The sequence below is a fragment of the Chryseobacterium mucoviscidosis genome (genome assembly GCF_002177115.1).
Lineage (GTDB): Bacteria > Bacteroidota > Bacteroidia > Flavobacteriales > Weeksellaceae > Chryseobacterium > Chryseobacterium mucoviscidosis.
On record NZ_MVAG01000114.1, the window covers coordinates 40,168 to 56,372 of the forward strand.

Consider the following 16,205-nt stretch of genomic DNA (forward strand, 5'->3'; position numbering starts at 1 on the left):
TGTACCCTTTGCGGTTAAATTTAAAATTAGTTTAAACAACTTCAATATAATTTTCAAAGGTTATTTAAAATCTTCAATGGATTTGTTAATTGCGTCAATCTGCTTATTGATGCTTGCTGCATTTTGAGGATTCTGTTTCAGAAGTTCCATTTTTTTGGCAAGACCGTCTTTCAGCATTTGGGAGATCATCATTTTCGCCTGAGGATTGTTCCCGATCTGTCCTTTTGCCTGATTAAGCATTTTGGTGATGCTTTCTGTCGCTTTCAGATTATCAGAACTCATAATCCAATTGTAGCCTTCTTCCGCACTTTTGCCCAGTTCAGGATTCTGGAATTTAATGAAAGGATAAAATGCGGCTACCTGCGCAATATTCGACATTTGTGAGGTCACCTTATTTTTAACGATCACCGGTAAAAGTTTAGACAACAAATTTTCAGGAGCGCCTTCCAGATCAATCTTATCGGCTAAAGTACTTGCTTTTGCGGGATCTATTTCAACAATAGCGCTCACCGAACTTCCTTTCACTGCGTTTGAAACGGCATTTACTCCTTTTTCGAAAACCGGAAGGTATTTTTTATCCTTCGTTTTTGCCAGAGCCGAAATCGCTGCAGCCTGTACTAAAGTTTTAGGATCATTGGAAGCTAATTTTTCTACTTCTGCTCCCATCGCTTTAAATTGCTCAGGATTTGATAAATCCATTAACTGCAACGCTTTTATTCTCGTTCTGAAGAACGGATCTTTAAGAGCGGCTGCCAGTAATTTTGTAGCTGCCGGATTTTTTCCCACCTGATCTTTGATTCCGCTTACTGCAAGATATCTGCTTTTAAATTCTTTTGATCCCGCATACTGCATTGCATATTGCTCCGGTGTTTTGGTATCGGTAATGTCTGCCACCAAAATTCCGTCGGCATTAATATTTACCAGATCTGCATTTTTAGAAACATCAAAATTAAAGGTATTTTTTGCTTCTGCATTTACCCAAACATTGTATCTTTTCGGTTTTCCGTTATCATACACATCGATTGCCAGAGGAAACTGGAAAGGCTGTTCCTGTGTCTGCTCTATGGTTACGGCAACCTGTTTTTTAACCGGCTCGAAAGTATAAGAATATTTAATTTTCGGATGTCCGCTTCCGAAATACCATTGGTTGAAGAACCAGTTCAGATCTCTTCCCGAAACTTTTTCGAAAGATAATCTTAATTGATGTGCTTCTCCGTTTTGATATTCATAGGTCTTCAGATAATCGTTCATTCCTGCAAAGAAAGCATCGTCTCCTAAATAGTTTCTCAGCATATGAAGAATTCCCCCGCCTTTCTGGTACGTTACCAAATCAAAAACATCTTCACGGGAATCGTAATCGAATCTTACCAAATCTTTTTTGAAATCTGCAGGATTATGGATGTAGTTGTTTACATCTTTCATCTGGTGATAATCTGCCTGATCTTTTCCGTATTTGTATTCGTTCCAGAGGTATTCGGAATAATTGGCGAAAGATTCGTTTACCGTAAGATTGCTCCAGCTTTCTGCCGTTACGAGATCTCCGAACCATTGGTGAAACAATTCGTGGGCAATGGTATCTTCCCATGTATTTTCGTCGATGAGCTGTCCCGGTTTCTGTAAAATATCGCTTCCGTGTAACGTTGCCGTTGTATTTTCCATTGCTCCGCTTACATAATCTCTTCCGGAAACCTGAGCGTATTTTGACCACGGGAAATCGTAGCCTAATTTTTTAGAGAAAAACTCGATCATTTCCGGTGTGTTTCCGTAGATCTGTTTTGCATACGGTTCGTATTCTTTCTCAATATAATAATCTACTGCAATATTTCTCCATTTATCCTTCACAATAGCGTACTCTCCCACTCCCATAAAGAAAAGATAGGTGGAGTGCCTTTTATCCATCACCCAATGATCGGTTCTTAAACCGTTTGCTTCTTTTTGAGAATCTTTCAACAATCCGTTGGAAAGGGTTACGTATTTATCAGGAACCGTCATGTAAATTTCCTGCGTTGTTTTCTGGTTGGATTTATCGATGGTCGGGAACCAGGCAGAAGAAGATTCCGTTTCACCCTGCGTCCAGATTTGTGTTGGCTTATCCGGATCTGTTCCCTGTGCGTTAATGAAATACAGACCTTTTGCATCACTGATTGCTGCACTTCCTTCCTGTTTTACTTCGTTCGGGCGTGCTGTATATTTGATGTAAACTGTGTAATCCTGATTTTTCTGATAGGTTTTGTCTAAAGTAATTTTTAAAACATCATCCTTATAATCATACTTTAAAGGAGATTTTTTTCCATTGATATCCAACGCTACTTCATGGATCAGCATTCCTTTTGCATCAAGTGTAAGTTCATTGGTCGGATAGAAAAAAGGTGCGGCTGTAAGCCATTCTTCCCCGTTCATCTGTTCTTTCTGATAATCGAAATTTACTTTTAGCTTCGTGTGTTTCAGCTCCGTTACTTTGGTATGAGTGGCTCTGTATACTTTTTCTCTTCCCGAAGTTTCGGTTTGTGCGGCTGCATTTGCGGAAAATAAAATTCCGCCCAGTAAAGCAATCGATAAAATGGCTTTTTTCATTATTTATTTCTTAAATTATTTTTTAGTTAAAATATCAAAAATATCGTTTACCAATGTTTCGTAATCTCCTTTTTTGAACTGTTCTTTGGTTTTGGCAAAAGCTTTTTTCAGCTCGCTTTCCGGATTTTCTTCGTCGATAATTTCTATGGATTCTATGCCTTTCATCTGAAGAATTGCATTTTTCAATACTTCAAGATCGGCAGTTTCTTCGGTATTTATTTTTAAATATTTCATTGTTTTATTCTTTTATAAACGTATTTTTTGTTCCTCCCTGAATAATGACAAACTGCTTTTTTGCCGGATAGAAATCGATCACAATTCCTGCCATATCAAATTTAAAGCTTGTCTCGGAAATTGCTTCTAAAGGGAACGCACTTTGTCCGCTTGCCTGAGCCATGAGTTTTTTATCTTCAATAAAAATGGTAATCTTTAAGGGAACATCTTTGCTGGAATAGGTTCCTGTAAACTTCTGAAGATCATTCTCGGAAATTTCATAGGTTTTAAAATTGGGCATTTCGAAATCTTTTCCCATGGCTGTTTCAATCATTTTGATGGAAATGTCATTGGTATCCATTTCAGACTGATTGGTGCTGAAAGCGGTGGCAATTTTCAGATCCGGAAAATAAAATAGTGCGGAACTGAAATTGTCTATTCCTCCTGTATGACCAAATCCCGAATATTTGTCGAAAGGAACCTTAACCAAGCCATATCCGTAATCATCCACAAAAGTTTTCATTTTTTCCAGACTGGATTTCTTAACTAATTTTCCGTTTTCGAGACCAAGAATAAAAGTGAGAAGATCTCTTGGAGTAGAGATGATATTTCCTGCGCCAATCGGAATACTCATATCCGTTTCGGATGAAACTACATATGTTCCGTTGATGTATTGGTACGCTTTTGCCTGATCTTTCGATGGATCTATTTTTCCTCCTGCCTGTGTAAGCGTTAATTTTAAAGGTTTTGTAATTTTATCTTTCAGCAAAACAGCATACGGTTTTTTGTAAATTTTTTCGAGAATAAAACCGAGCAGAATGTAATTGGAATTGCTGTATTCGTGTTTTGAACCGGGTTCAAAATCGCTTTTGTATTTTTTTATAATGCTGATTAAGCTGCTTTCTGTCTGAGGTTTGGTGTTGTACTGCCAAAATTCTGCTTCACTGGTCAGATTATGAATTCCTGTTCTGTGCTGCAGTAAATTTTCGATAGAAATTTTTTCGGCATTTGGGATCTCAGGATAAAATTCTGAAAGTTTCTGATCTAAGGAAATCTTTTTTTCCTCTAGAGCTTTCATAATTAAAACGGCAGTAAATGTTTTACTGATTGATCCGATCCTGTATTGGGTATTTACATTCGCTTTCTGATTTTTTTCTGCATCTGCAAATCCGACAACTTTTACAAATGTAGGACGATCGTTTTCGGCAAAGGCAAAGCTTCCCATTACTTTATGATGTACGAAGAGAGAATCGATATAACCAGCTAATTTCTGCTTTACATTGGTCTGAGAAAATACAATGGCAGAAAAGCTGATCGCCGAAAGAAAAAGTAACTTTTTCAACATACTTTTGAGATTTGCTGAATAAGTAGTGGAAATAGAAATTTTGTTACATTAATATCCTTTCTTGCGTGGATATTCACTATCCAGAATACCGTTATCATTAAGTTTCCAGATAATTTCGTTTTCATCTTCCAAGAGAGTATCTTTTTTAAGATAATCTAAAATGACATTTTTGTTAGCCGGATTTTTAAAAGACAGCAGTTCGGTTAAAACTTTTCTCTTACTGTAGCCAAAAGAATCGTTCTTAATTATGGAAATATATTCTTTTTGCAAAAGGTTACTGTAATCTCCTTTATACCAGTGATTAAGATAATTAATAGCAGAAATTTTATGGTTCTTAAATGCCTGAATTTCAATCGGCTTTTTAAATGTTTTAGAATACAATTTGTATCTTAATGCTTCCTGTAAGAGACTTTCCGAAGAGTTTGAACTAAAAATAATCATACTGTCCAGTTTTTGCAACTTGGAATCTGTGCGAAGATTTTCATTGTCTAAAGAATGCAAATAAGCATAATATAAAGGTTCCGCAGGATTCTGATCACCAATAATACAGCCGTCTTGTGTATGAATCTGAGATTTTAAATTTAAAAAAATCAGAAAAATTTTATCTAAAACTTCGGGCTTCCGATCCAATAATCCGATAGCCGAATAAACAGCAACAATTCTGTTTTTATTATGGATAAGAGCTAATAATTCTTCATCTGAAGCCAATCTTTTTAATTCTTTGAAATTTTCAAAATTAGCAGATTTTCCTGCACCTTTCCCAATGTTTTTCGTCTGATATACATTAATTTCTGAAATTTGCTTCACAATGCTTCGTAAATGCTCCGGAACACGTAATGTATCAAAAACCACATCTTTGGAATAGTCAAAAACTTCTATGAGTTCCGAATAATCAGCTTTCTTTTCTTTTTTACAACCCAAAAGAAAAACTGCCAGAAACGGTAGATATAAAAATCTGAAAAATCTCATTAAATAGCAACAGGCGCTTTAATTCCCGGATGCGGATCATAATTTTCCAGTGTAAAATCTTCAAAATCGAAACTGAAAATATCTTTAATTTCAGGATTCAGCTTCATGATAGGAAGTGGTCTTGGTTCTCTGGAAAGTTGTTTTTTAACCTGCTCAAAATGGTTGTTATAAATATGAACATCTCCAAAACTGTGAACATAATCCCCTACTTCCAGATCGCAAACCTGCGCCACCATCATCAGTAATAATGCATAACTTGCAATGTTAAAGGGAACTCCCAGAAAAACATCGGCACTTCTCTGATAAAGTTGAAGCGAGAGTTTTCCATCCGCCACGTAAAACTGAAATAATGCGTGACACGGTGCTAAAGCCATGTTCGGGATTTCGGCAACATTCCATGCGGAGACGATAAGCCTTCTGGAATCCGGATTTTTTTTAATCTGATCAATGATATCCGTAATTTGATCCACTATTTTTCCATCTGCTCCGTTCCAGCTTCTCCACTGCGCTCCGTAAACGGGTCCAAGATCGCCATTTTCATCTGCCCATTCGTCCCAGATCGAAACTCCGTTGTCCTTCAGATATTTGATGTTCGTATCTCCTTTCAGAAACCATAGTAATTCGTAAATAATGGATTTCAAATGCACTTTTTTGGTGGTTACCAAAGGAAAACCTTCAGACAAATCATATCTTAACTGATAGCCGAAAACACTTCTCGTTCCGGTTCCGGTTCTGTCGGTTTTATCGGTTCCGTTGTCTAAAATATGTTGTAAAAGGTCTAAGTAATTCTGCATGTTGAAGGATTATTTTGAGTGTCAAATTTAGAAAAATCTTAATGATTTTCTGCTATCATAAGTTAGGAAAAAAGTCGTAATGAATGTAAACAGATTTTATGATTCAAAGAAATTTCACTTTACTTCTACAATCTTCTGAGTGATATTATTAACAGAAAAATTCTGGTTTTCAGTTAGTCCGTACATTGCTTTTGCCAAAGGCGATTCTGCAGAAACCGTCATTATTTTCTGTTGGTCTACCATTATTTCTCCCGCCGATGCTGAAATATAGAAAAGTCCTTTATCCGTTTTTACCAAAGCTCCGTTTTGCACTTTTGATGATGGATCGGATGATATTTTCTGCACAATAGATTGCTGATTTAAAGATTCATTCAGTTGTCTTTGCAGGTTATTGATTTCCTGCTGAAGCATTTCGCGTCCGGTCTCATATTTATCACCCATTGAGCTTTTGGTATCATTATTTGAAGCGCGCGTTTCCTCGATCAGTTTTTCAAGTTTCTGAATTTTTTCAGCAATTCTGCTTTTTACTGCTTCTAATATTTTTGATTTTTCCATCTACAGAATTTAATTTTATATTTTAAACTTATTTAAACTAATTTCAGAATTAACCGCAAAAGGGACAAAAAATAATGTTAAAGCGAATTTCCAGAATAATCAAAACGCTCAAAAGAATAAAAATCAAAGATTTTTAAAAACTATAGTAAGCTTTTTCATTGATAATGATCAACTTTAAATAAAAAATTTAGTAGATCTTTTGTGGCTTTTGAGGTTAAGTAAAAGTTTAAACAGAATTTTTATCTCCTAACTATATCTTAAACAAATAAAACGAAGTAAATTAAGTTTAAAACATGCTCATTAAAGTTAAATCTCCGCCCAAGAAGCGGAGATTTTATAGCAATTTATTTTTCAAAAACTGCGTAATCTCCGGGTTTGAAATTAAAATCTTTTCCGCTGTTAAACTCGCGTTTTGTCTTTTCAAAAACATTTTTAAAGCTTCCGGAAAGATGTTCGTCTTCAATAGAGAAGTTTACAGGATCTTTGCACATATTCAAAACAACTAAAACTTCATCGTTCCCGTTTTTTCTTACATATGCTAAAATTTTGTCGTTAGCGGTTGTGTTGAGAAGATACGTGGTAACATTAGAATCGCCTCCTCGCAGTGCCGGATTAGAAGATTTTAAGTTGAGGAGTGTCTTATAAAAGTCTGCGTTCTGATAAACGTTGCTCCATTTGATGACATCTTTTTCAAAAAATTCCAGACGCTTCATGTTGGGTAATTCCTGACCTGAATATAACAGCGGAACGCCGTTCCAGGTTGCAGAGAATACAGCCATCGGTTTTGTGATCACTCCATATTTTTCATATTCTGTTCCGTTCCATGAGTTTTCATCATGATTGGTTGTAAACCACGCTCTCATCGAATTGTCTCCAATTGCAGAGTATTTTCTCAGAAGATCCGTAAGTTCTGAAAGCGGTTCATTTTTTTTGTAATAATCGGCAGATTTGTGCATCCATTTCCACGAGTAGCTTGCATCAAAAACTTTTCCGTATTCCGGACTTTCGAGTTCATCGAATTCTCCCAGCCAGAAAAGGGGTTTTACTTTTTCCACTTCAGGACGCGCCTGCTGCCAGAAATCTACTTCAACCCAGGAAGCAAGATCGCAACGAAATCCGTCGATATTGGTTTCTTTAACCCAGTATTTCATGGCATCAATCATTGCCAGACGCATTTCCGGATTTTTGTAATCTAATTCTATAATATCATCCATTCCGGAAGCGATATGAAATTTTCCGTCCGGATCTTTTAAATAGAAATCGGGATGGGTTTTTGTCCAGATATGATCCCAACCGGTATGGTTTGCAACCCAGTCGATAATCACTTTAAAGCCTAATCTGTGTGCTTCATTCACCATGTGTTTGAAATCATTCAGAGTGCCAAATTCGGGATTGATGGAGGTGTAATCTGAAGCGGCATAAGGACTTCCCAGACTTCCTTTTTTATTTTGCTGTGCAATTGGAGTGATTGGCATAAACCAAAGGGTTTTTACGCCCATTGATTTGAGTCTCGGCATTTCTTTTTCAAATGCTCTGAAGGTTCCTTCTTTTGTATATTGTCTTACGTTTACTTCGTAAATGTTTGTGGTGTGTTTCCAGTCTTTAGGTAAATCCGTCATGTTTTTTGCAGCTTTTTGCGTGGTACAGGAAATGATTCCTAAACCTATCGCAGCGATTAAAATTAACTTTTTCATTAATTCTCTTTTAACAAAAATAGGGATTGTGATCGAAAAAACGGAAATCTGAACCTCTAATTTTGAATAGAAAATGAAATTAAAGTATGCAGTAAGTTCTATTCTGAGCTGTCTTGATCGAAAATCAGAAATCCTAGCCGGGATTGAGCGGCATGTCTGAGCTCTTTTCGTTTTTTTCGGCGCGGCAGCTTCGCTGCCGCGCCGAAAAAAACGAAAAAGCGAGTAGCGAAAGCGCGAAAAAGCTCCTGATTATACTACTGCACAAAAAAAGCCCCAAACTTATGTTCAGGGCTGTATATTTTTAGAAATCCTTCCGGTTATCTTTCATCATCGTTGTCGTCCTCATCATCGAAAGCATCGTCGTTGTAGTCTTCTTCCTCATCATCATCAAAAGCATCATCATCTTCGTCTGCAAAGTTTCCGGTAGCTCCAAAGTCATCGAACCCGAAATCATCATCCATTAATGGCATTGCCGATTTCTTTTTGGATCCTCCACTTCCGTTTTTGCTAGGCGCTTTCAAAGGAACGTTTCCAAATCTGTAAACCGTGATCGGGTAATTAACGCCTTTTGTTTCGTCGATAACTTCAACCAATTCACAGAAAAATTCCCAAAGGTCAAGAAGTCCGTACTGGAACTGAGCTTTATCTCCTGCATTTTCGAATGCCTCATCGATGTACACATCCGACATAATTTCTCCGTCGCCATCGTCACTCATATCTTCTAGCGGAACGCTTTTTACAATTGTTCCGTCTTCTTCAAGCAGATTAAAAGTGGAAAGCTCGTCTCCCTGCAAGCTGAATGCACTCTTAATGCCTAAATGTAAGTTCCAAAGCGTCTGTTTCCCTTTTACTTCGATATCCCGGAAAATATCTTCTTTTGCATCTAATATTACGCGGATTTTATAAACCATCAGTTTTTAAATTACTTTTTTTGCCGTTGTTATTATGATAAATCTCTGTTGCAAATATAAAATAAATGAGATGTGACAAAAAAATATTTCATCATTTTTTAAAATATTTTTTTTTCATACATTTTGCAAAAATTATTTACTTTTTTCCAGCATGAAACTGAATTTCGTACCTTCCAGATAAACGCTTTCCACGGTGATGTTTTCGTTGTGCGCTTCAAGGATATGCTTTACAATGGCAAGACCAAGCCCGGAACCTCCTTCCCTTCTGCTTCTGCTGGTTTCCACACGGTAAAATCTTTCAAAAATTCTTGGCAGACTTTCGGATTTGATGCCCATCCCGTTGTCTATAACTTCGATTAAAACTTTATTTTTAAGGACGCTGGTTTTCACCACTACTTTCGCTTCCTGTCTGTTGGCATAATGAATGGCGTTTGAAATTAAATTAATAAAGACCTGTGAGATCTTCTGCTTGTCTGCTTCCACAAAAATCTGCGGCTGCAGAGTCTGGATCTGCATACTTGCATTGTGTTTTTCTGCTTCGAGGTCAAGAAGATCAAAAATTTCTTTGATTAACAGATTAACGTCAAATCTTGAGACTGTAAGATTAATTTCGCCGGCTTCAAGCCTGTTGATCATATCAAGATCCGTTACAATGGCAATTAAACGTTCCACCGATTTATCTATTCTTTCCAGATATTTATCCCGAATCGTAAGATTATCCACTCCGCCGTCGCGCAGCGTTTCTACATATCCCTGAATGGAAAAAAGAGGAGTTTTCAGTTCGTGGGAAACGTTTCCGATGTATTCTTTACGGTAACTTTCCATTTCTTTCATCATATCAAGTTCGGTAACTTTTCTCTGATTGAGATCTGAGAATCTTTCTCCGAGTTCTTTAATGGTGATATTTTCATCATCATCATGAACAATTTCCTGCGGCAAAAGCTGTGAAAGACCACGAACCTGCTTTTTACCATAATAATTGAACAATAGTTCCAATACGATATAATTGATGATAAAAATCAGGACAAGACAAATAATCAGTCCTATTTTAAAAAATGGTGTACTGTAATAGATATCCTTTAGTGAATCGAAAATGATTACTAAAAGAAACATCACCAATGTCAGAAGACAAGAGGCGACGAGGGTAAGTCTGTAAAATTTCAATTTTACAAAATTTTAATGGTTGATGTAAAGGTAAGAAATTGAAATTGAGTATTAAACAATAAGTTTATACCCAATTCCTTTTAATGTCTGAATCGTGTTGATTCCCAGTTTTTCTCTCAGTCTTCTGATGTGGACGTCGATGGTTCTTTCTCCCACGATCACGTCATTTCCCCAGACTTTTTCCAGAATTTCTTCTCTTTTGAAAACTTTTTCTGTGTTGGAAGCCAATAAGTACAAAAGATCGAATTCTTTTTTGGGAAGCAGAAACTGCTGTCCGTTTTTAGAAACCCTGAAGTTGTCTTTATCAATAATTAAATCTCCGATTTCGATTAATTTAGAATTATCAGATACCTGAGAAGTTAGCTGCAATAAAGCGTTTACTTTAGAGATCAGAATTTTCGGTTTGATTAATTTAACAATGTAGTCGTTTGCACCTGCCTGAAAACCGGCCAATTGTGAAAATTCTTCGCTTCTTGCAGAAAGAAAAACAATTAACGTTTTTTGCAGTTCTTTAATTTTTCTAAGTTCCTGACAGGTTTCGATACCGTCTTTTTCAGGCATCATGACATCCAATAAAATCAGATCCGGAACAATTTCCTTTGCTTTGTCGATACCTTCATTTCCATTAGTGGCTGTATAAATGTCGTAGCCTTCTTTTTCCAAGTTGTAAGACAGAATCTCTAAAATATCCAGTTCGTCGTCGATTAAGAGGATTTTCTTTTGGTTCATTTTTAATTTTTACGAGTCAAAGTTAATAATATTTTAATCACTGTTTAACAAAACGGGTATCGTTCACATAAAGTTAACAATTATATTCTTTTCTTAATGTTTAGTTAAGAAAAAATTAAATTTCCCTAAACCATTTACCCCATCAATTCTTTATTCCTTTGCACCGAAAGAATATAGTAAAAAAGAAATGAATTTTAGAAAACTGAGTATCGCAGTTTTGTTTTTAACAACATCGGGAACTGTACTTTACGCTCAAGAGACCAAAAACGACACCGTAAAGAAAGAAAAGAAAATCGAAGGTGTAGTCATTAAAGGATCTACTAAAAAAGGAACTGAAGCCAACCTTATCAATTTACAAAAAAAATCTGTAGAAGTTATAGAGCGTGTGGGTTCTGTACAGCTTGCCAAGCAAGGTGTAGGAGATGCTGCAACGGCTGTAACGAAAGCTACCGGAACGACTAAGCAGGAAGGAAGCGGACAGATCTTCGTAAGAGGTCTTGGTGACAGATACAACAGTACAACGTTAAACGGATTACCAATTCCATCGGACGATCCGGAATACAAAAACATCAATCTTGAGATCTTCAAAACTTCAATGATTGAATATATTTCTTTAGATAAGGTGTATAATCCTAAAATGCTTGGTGATTTCGGCGGAGCGAATGTAAACATTGTTTCTAAGGAGCACACCGGAAAGCCTTATTTTAAGGTAGGATTAGGAAGCAGCATCAATCTTCAGACATTTGATAAAAAAGACTTTAAAGTACAGGACGGAGCACCGGGATTCTTCGGATACAAAGAAACTACTTTCACCAAAGGAAATCCTTATCAGAAATATCCTTTCCAGACAAACTGGAATTTCAAGAATGCCAGAAATCCTTTTAATACAGATATGAATATTGAAGGTGGGGCAACTTTCGGTAAGCTTTCATTATTTGGTTACGCAGGATTTGAAAATTCTTACGAATACAGCCAAGGACAGGAAGGGTATTATTTCTTCGATAACACGCCAAGTAAAAACTATACGAATGTAGAACGTTTTAATTATAAGACAAATACTACTGCTTTAGTTAATGTAGGATATAAAATCAACTCGAATCACAGAATCAGTTTTACATCCAACTACATTCACTCTTCCGATCAGTCGGCTAAGATTTATCAGGGATATTCTTATGATGTAGACAGAAATGTAATCATCAACAGAGGGGATAATAAAATTACCACAACCTGGGTAAATCAGTTATTGGGAACTCACAAACTGGGTGAAACATGGTCTGCGGACTGGGCTTTAGGTTATAATATGCTTAACAGCAAAAGACCAGACCGTCTTCAGAATACGATCGATGCCACAAACTCTCAGCTTATTGCAGGAAGCGCGATCAACAACCACAGATATTTTGATGAGCTGAAAGATAACACGGTTTTAGGACATGCTTATCTTACCAAGACTTTTGAAAAATTCAAAGTAACATTAGGATACGACGGACAGTATAAAGACAGAAGGTTTGAAAATACAACCATCGGTATGAACTTCAGCAATGTGGTACCAGTAGATCCTAACAATATCGACGGATATATTAATGCAGCAAACAACTCTTTATTCTCTTACATTACTTTCCAGCCGATTGATAAATTGTTTAATCCTTTTTATTATACTGCAAAACAGAATATCCAGTCCGGATTAGCGAATGTGGACATCACGCTTTCAGATAAATTCATCGTTCAGGTTGGTGGTCGTTTCGATTATATCGATATGCAGATGAAATGGTTGGATCCAATTGCACAGGACGGTAAAAAGAATAAGCAATACAATAAATTCTTACCTGCTTTAAATGCTAAATACAGCGTTAATGACAAGCAGAATTTAAGATTGGCTTTCTCAAAATCATACACATTACCACAGGCAAAAGAAATCATTCCAATTGCTTATTATGATGTAACGACAAATACTTACGGAAACCAGTTCCTGAATCCTTCGGACAATTACAATTTAGATCTTAAATGGGAAATGTTTCCGAAATCGGGAGAGCTTATCTCTGTAACAGCTTTCGGAAAATATATCCAGAACGCGATTGCAAGAACAAGCTATGCGAGTTCTGCACCAAGTGACATGACGTATTTCAACATTTCAGATTGGGGATATATTGTAGGAGCAGAAGCTGAATTCAGAAAAGACCTGTATTCTTGGAATAATTCTAAAGTGTACACTTTCCTTAATGCAACTTATATGCACTCTGAGCAGGAATTTAAATCTGAAAACGAAATTGCTAAAAATAACGGAGGTAAAACAATCGTATTCAATACTCCGAAAGATAAAATTCAGGGAGTTGCAGATTTTATTGCCAACGTAAACGTAGGATATAACTATAAATGGAATAATGTAAACAGCTTAGACTTTGTAGTTTCTTATTCTCATATCGGTAAAAGCCTTTATTCTGTAGGAACAGGATTCATCGGAAACTTTTATGAAGTACCGAGAGAAATTCTGGATATGAACTTAAGCTTTACCTTAAATAAAATCGGAATCGGAATTTCTGCAAAGAACTTACTGAACCCTCACTTTAAAATCGAACAGGAAAACACCACTAAAACATTTATCCACAAAGACTACACGAAAGGTCGTCAGTTAGGATTAAATCTATCATATAAATTTTAATAAAAATAAAAATCTATAAAAAGTTATGAAAAAAACAATCTTAAAAGCTGCTCTTTTCTTCTCGTTAACTGCGGCATTCTCATCCGTTGCCGTTTCGTGCAGCAACTCTGATGATGATACAACAGACACAATTTCGACAATCGACCCGAGCAATTTCAAAGGAAATATTGCTGCCGGAACCACTATAACATTAGATCCTTCAAAAGTATATACAATCACCGGTAAGCTAATGGTAGAAAGCGGTGCAAGCCTTATTATTCCTGCCGGAACAAGAATTACGGTAGCGGAAGGTGCAAATTATCTTATCGTAGACAGGGGGGGGAAAATTTTCGTGAACGGAACTTCTTCTAATCCTGTAATTTTTGAAGGTACTACCCACAAACAAGGGCATTGGGGAGGAATCGTTATCTTAGGTAACGCTCCTACCAACAGAACTTCTTCAGGTACTTCTACTTCAGAATTGGGAGATTTAACATACGGTGGAACAAATACTGCTGATAATTCTGGTATCATTAAATATCTTGTAATTAAAGACAGTGGTTTCAAATACAATCCTGAAAAAGAATTCAACGGTCTTTCTCTTTTCGGAGTTGGTAGTGCAACTACAATTTCTTACGTGTATGTAACAACAGGTGCAGATGATGGTGTTGAATGTTTCGGTGGAAATGTAAATCTGGATCACGTTGTGGTAACTGGTGTCGGAGATGATTCTTTCGACTGGACGGAAGGATACAGAGGAACTGTAAATTATCTTTATGCAGCAAGAATGAAAGCATACCAAACTGCTGCTGAGCCAGGAAACAGAGGTATCGAAGCCGATACTCAGGATACAAATCCTAATACAACTTTCGGAAACGGAGCTTCTAATCCGACGATCAATAATGCTACCTTCTTAGGAAACACTGCAGGATCAGAATCTCAAGGGATGAAAGTAAGAGCAGGTTCTAACGGTCAGTTTGATAACATCGTTTTAGCCAACTTTACAACAGGTTTGGATTTCGAGACTGACAGAACTTTAACGTGGTTCCAGGGTGCTTCTTATATCAAAAACTTAAGATTTGTAAATGTTACTACAAAATCTAAAGCTAAAAATACAGCGGGAACAGCAGTAGACATCACTTCGATCTTTACGGAAAACAATTCTGCAGTAGGTGCAGGTAACGGTACTGCTTTACCAGACTGGGCTAAAGGATGGACAGGGCTTTCAAGCTTTGATACGACAGACGCGATGAATTAATAGTTAGTAATTAGTTTCTTCATATTTAATTCAAAAAACGGCATCGGAAAAGATTTTTCCGATGCCGTTTTCATGGATAGATACAATTTTATATTCATTGTAAATACAATTGGGAAAATAAGAAGAAAAATGGTAATTTGGTCTTTTCAAATAAAGATCTCAAAATAATCTGTTTGAAGAAGTAAAATTTAAAAACATTATGAAAAACCGCTTTCAGCATATTTTAGCAGCTCTTATTATCAGTACATCGCTTGTTGTTTATTCCTGCAGTAAGGAAAATGAAGATGTAGCCACTATTGCGGTGGTAGGAATTGCAAAAGATCCGAGTAATTTTAAAGGTGAGGTTTCCAATGGACAGGTTGTAACTTTGGACGCCACAAAAGTATATGTCCTTAACGGTTCGGTTACCGTGAAAAACGGAGGAAAACTTGTGATTCCGGCAGGAACGAGAATTGTTGCAACAGCGGGTGCAGCTTCTTATGTTTTGGTGGAACAGGGCGGACAATTATTTGCGAACGGAACCATTAATTCACCTGTTTCCTTCAGATCTTCCACAGAGACTTCAGGAAGTTGGGGCGGAGTTGTTATCTGCGGAAAAGCACCTGTAAATACAGGTACAATCAATACTTCTGAAATTTTAAATTCCGCTTACGGAGGAACTTCGGCAACAGATAATTCCGGATCTTTAACGTATGTAAAAATTGAAAATGCAGGTGTGAGTTTTTCAACCAATGTAAAATTCAACGGACTTTCTCTTTTTGGGGTAGGAAGTGATACGAAAGTAGAAAATATTGCTCTGATTAATAGCGCAGAAGACGGAATCCAGATGTATGGAGGAACGGTAAATCTTTCCAACATCGTCTCCATCGGAAACGAAGATGATGCCTTTGTATGGACAGACGGATGGATCGGAACCGCTACCAATATTTTCACTAAAAGAAAAACAAACGGATCTGGGAATGCCGCAATAAAAGGACTTAACAATGCTTCGAATCCTGCTGCAACTCCAGTTTCCAGCCCTACTGTTAAAAATGTGACGCTTTTGGGCGGAACTTCGGGAGAATCCAAAGCCATCAGATTGTATTCCGGAACGTATGCTAGTTTTGAAAATGTAGTGGTTTCTAACTGGACCAACGGATTTTCTATTGAAAGTGATCCGACTGTGACCTATATTAACGGACAAAGTAAAATTAAAGATGCCTTTTTTGATACGAACGTTACGAATAAAGTAACCGCGACTTCCACTTCCGGCTCTACAGTAACGCTTTTAAGCAATACCTACAACGAAAAAACAGATGCAATCGGGGCAGGAAATAAGCTCGGAAATCCGGCTTGGGCAATCGGTTGGTCTTCTTTACAGTAAA

The 16,205-nt window shown here is 36.8% G+C and carries 13 protein-coding genes; 3 read left to right on the forward strand and 10 right to left on the reverse strand.

The genetic code is table 11. The features are described 5' to 3' along the window. Window positions 1–60: 60 nt before the first annotated feature. From B0E34_RS09785 to B0E34_RS09830, 10 genes are all read right to left on the reverse strand, one after another. The gene (locus B0E34_RS09785) at window positions 61–2,574 is read right to left on the reverse strand and encodes a M1 family metallopeptidase (RefSeq protein WP_087709082.1); all 2,514 of its coding nucleotides are present in this window, start codon (window positions 2,572–2,574) and stop codon (window positions 61–63) included. A gap of 15 nt (window positions 2,575–2,589) precedes the next feature. Next, window positions 2,590–2,808, reverse strand: a complete 219-nt coding sequence (locus tag B0E34_RS09790; RefSeq protein WP_087709083.1) for a hypothetical protein — start codon at window positions 2,806–2,808, stop codon at window positions 2,590–2,592. A gap of 4 nt (window positions 2,809–2,812) precedes the next feature. After that, window positions 2,813–4,132: a serine hydrolase domain-containing protein gene (locus B0E34_RS09795; protein ID WP_087709085.1), complete on the reverse strand. Its 1,320-nt coding sequence runs from the start codon at window positions 4,130–4,132 to the stop codon at window positions 2,813–2,815. Between the two features lie 48 nt (window positions 4,133–4,180). Beyond that, a complete protein-coding gene (locus B0E34_RS09800) occupies window positions 4,181–5,101 on the reverse strand; it encodes a hypothetical protein (protein WP_087709087.1) in 921 nt (306 codons plus the stop codon). After that, window positions 5,101–5,895: a thymidylate synthase gene (locus B0E34_RS09805; protein WP_087709089.1), complete on the reverse strand. Its 795-nt coding sequence runs from the start codon at window positions 5,893–5,895 to the stop codon at window positions 5,101–5,103. The genes B0E34_RS09800 and B0E34_RS09805 overlap by 1 nt, the downstream gene beginning before the upstream one ends. A 114-nt stretch (window positions 5,896–6,009) precedes the next feature. Then, the gene (locus B0E34_RS09810) at window positions 6,010–6,450 is read right to left on the reverse strand and encodes a hypothetical protein (protein WP_087709091.1); all 441 of its coding nucleotides are present in this window, start codon (window positions 6,448–6,450) and stop codon (window positions 6,010–6,012) included. Between the two features lie 344 nt (window positions 6,451–6,794). Beyond that, window positions 6,795–8,144, reverse strand: a complete 1,350-nt coding sequence (locus B0E34_RS09815; RefSeq protein WP_087709093.1) for an alpha-amylase family glycosyl hydrolase — start codon at window positions 8,142–8,144, stop codon at window positions 6,795–6,797. Between the two features lie 317 nt (window positions 8,145–8,461). Continuing rightward, window positions 8,462–9,055: an IS1096 element passenger TnpR family protein gene (locus B0E34_RS09820; RefSeq protein WP_087709095.1), complete on the reverse strand. Its 594-nt coding sequence runs from the start codon at window positions 9,053–9,055 to the stop codon at window positions 8,462–8,464. A gap of 132 nt (window positions 9,056–9,187) precedes the next feature. Further along, a complete protein-coding gene (locus B0E34_RS09825; RefSeq protein WP_087709096.1) occupies window positions 9,188–10,219 on the reverse strand; it encodes a sensor histidine kinase in 1,032 nt (343 codons plus the stop codon). Between the two features lie 51 nt (window positions 10,220–10,270). After that, window positions 10,271–10,948 (reverse strand): response regulator transcription factor, encoded by a 678-nt coding sequence (locus B0E34_RS09830; protein WP_076396546.1) that lies wholly within the window; start codon window positions 10,946–10,948, stop codon window positions 10,271–10,273. 187 nt (window positions 10,949–11,135) lie between these two features. Between B0E34_RS09830 and B0E34_RS09835 the strand changes: the two genes are divergently transcribed. From B0E34_RS09835 to B0E34_RS09845, 3 genes are all read left to right on the forward strand, one after another. After that, on the forward strand, window positions 11,136–13,604 hold the full coding sequence (locus B0E34_RS09835; protein ID WP_087709097.1) for a TonB-dependent receptor domain-containing protein: 2,469 nt from the start codon (window positions 11,136–11,138) through the stop codon (window positions 13,602–13,604). A 25-nt stretch (window positions 13,605–13,629) separates the two neighbouring features. Continuing rightward, entirely contained in the window at window positions 13,630–14,841 is a 1,212-nt protein-coding gene (locus B0E34_RS09840) for a beta-helix domain-containing protein (RefSeq protein WP_087709099.1), read from the forward strand. A gap of 199 nt (window positions 14,842–15,040) precedes the next feature. After that, window positions 15,041–16,204 carry a beta-helix domain-containing protein gene (locus B0E34_RS09845; RefSeq protein ID WP_228423048.1) on the forward strand — a complete coding sequence of 388 codons (1,164 nt, stop codon included), beginning with the start codon at window positions 15,041–15,043 and terminating at the stop codon, window positions 16,202–16,204. Window position 16,205: the final 1 nt, after the last annotated feature.

Coding starts and splice junctions, on each gene's coding strand:
- B0E34_RS09845 (WP_228423048.1), top strand. CDS start 15,041: ATGAAAAACCGCTTTCAGCATATTTTAGCAGCTCTTATTATCAGTACA.
- B0E34_RS09830 (WP_076396546.1), bottom strand. CDS start 10,948: ATGAACCAAAAGAAAATCCTCTTAATCGACGACGAACTGGATATTTTA.
- B0E34_RS09815 (WP_087709093.1), bottom strand. CDS start 8,144: ATGAAAAAGTTAATTTTAATCGCTGCGATAGGTTTAGGAATCATTTCC.
- B0E34_RS09835 (WP_087709097.1), top strand. CDS start 11,136: ATGAATTTTAGAAAACTGAGTATCGCAGTTTTGTTTTTAACAACATCG.
- B0E34_RS09790 (WP_087709083.1), bottom strand. CDS start 2,808: ATGAAATATTTAAAAATAAATACCGAAGAAACTGCCGATCTTGAAGTA.
- B0E34_RS09810 (WP_087709091.1), bottom strand. CDS start 6,450: ATGGAAAAATCAAAAATATTAGAAGCAGTAAAAAGCAGAATTGCTGAA.
- B0E34_RS09785 (WP_087709082.1), bottom strand. CDS start 2,574: ATGAAAAAAGCCATTTTATCGATTGCTTTACTGGGCGGAATTTTATTT.
- B0E34_RS09800 (WP_087709087.1), bottom strand. CDS start 5,101: ATGAGATTTTTCAGATTTTTATATCTACCGTTTCTGGCAGTTTTTCTT.
- B0E34_RS09840 (WP_087709099.1), top strand. CDS start 13,630: ATGAAAAAAACAATCTTAAAAGCTGCTCTTTTCTTCTCGTTAACTGCG.
- B0E34_RS09795 (WP_087709085.1), bottom strand. CDS start 4,132: ATGTTGAAAAAGTTACTTTTTCTTTCGGCGATCAGCTTTTCTGCCATT.
- B0E34_RS09820 (WP_087709095.1), bottom strand. CDS start 9,055: ATGGTTTATAAAATCCGCGTAATATTAGATGCAAAAGAAGATATTTTC.
- B0E34_RS09805 (WP_087709089.1), bottom strand. CDS start 5,895: ATGCAGAATTACTTAGACCTTTTACAACATATTTTAGACAACGGAACC.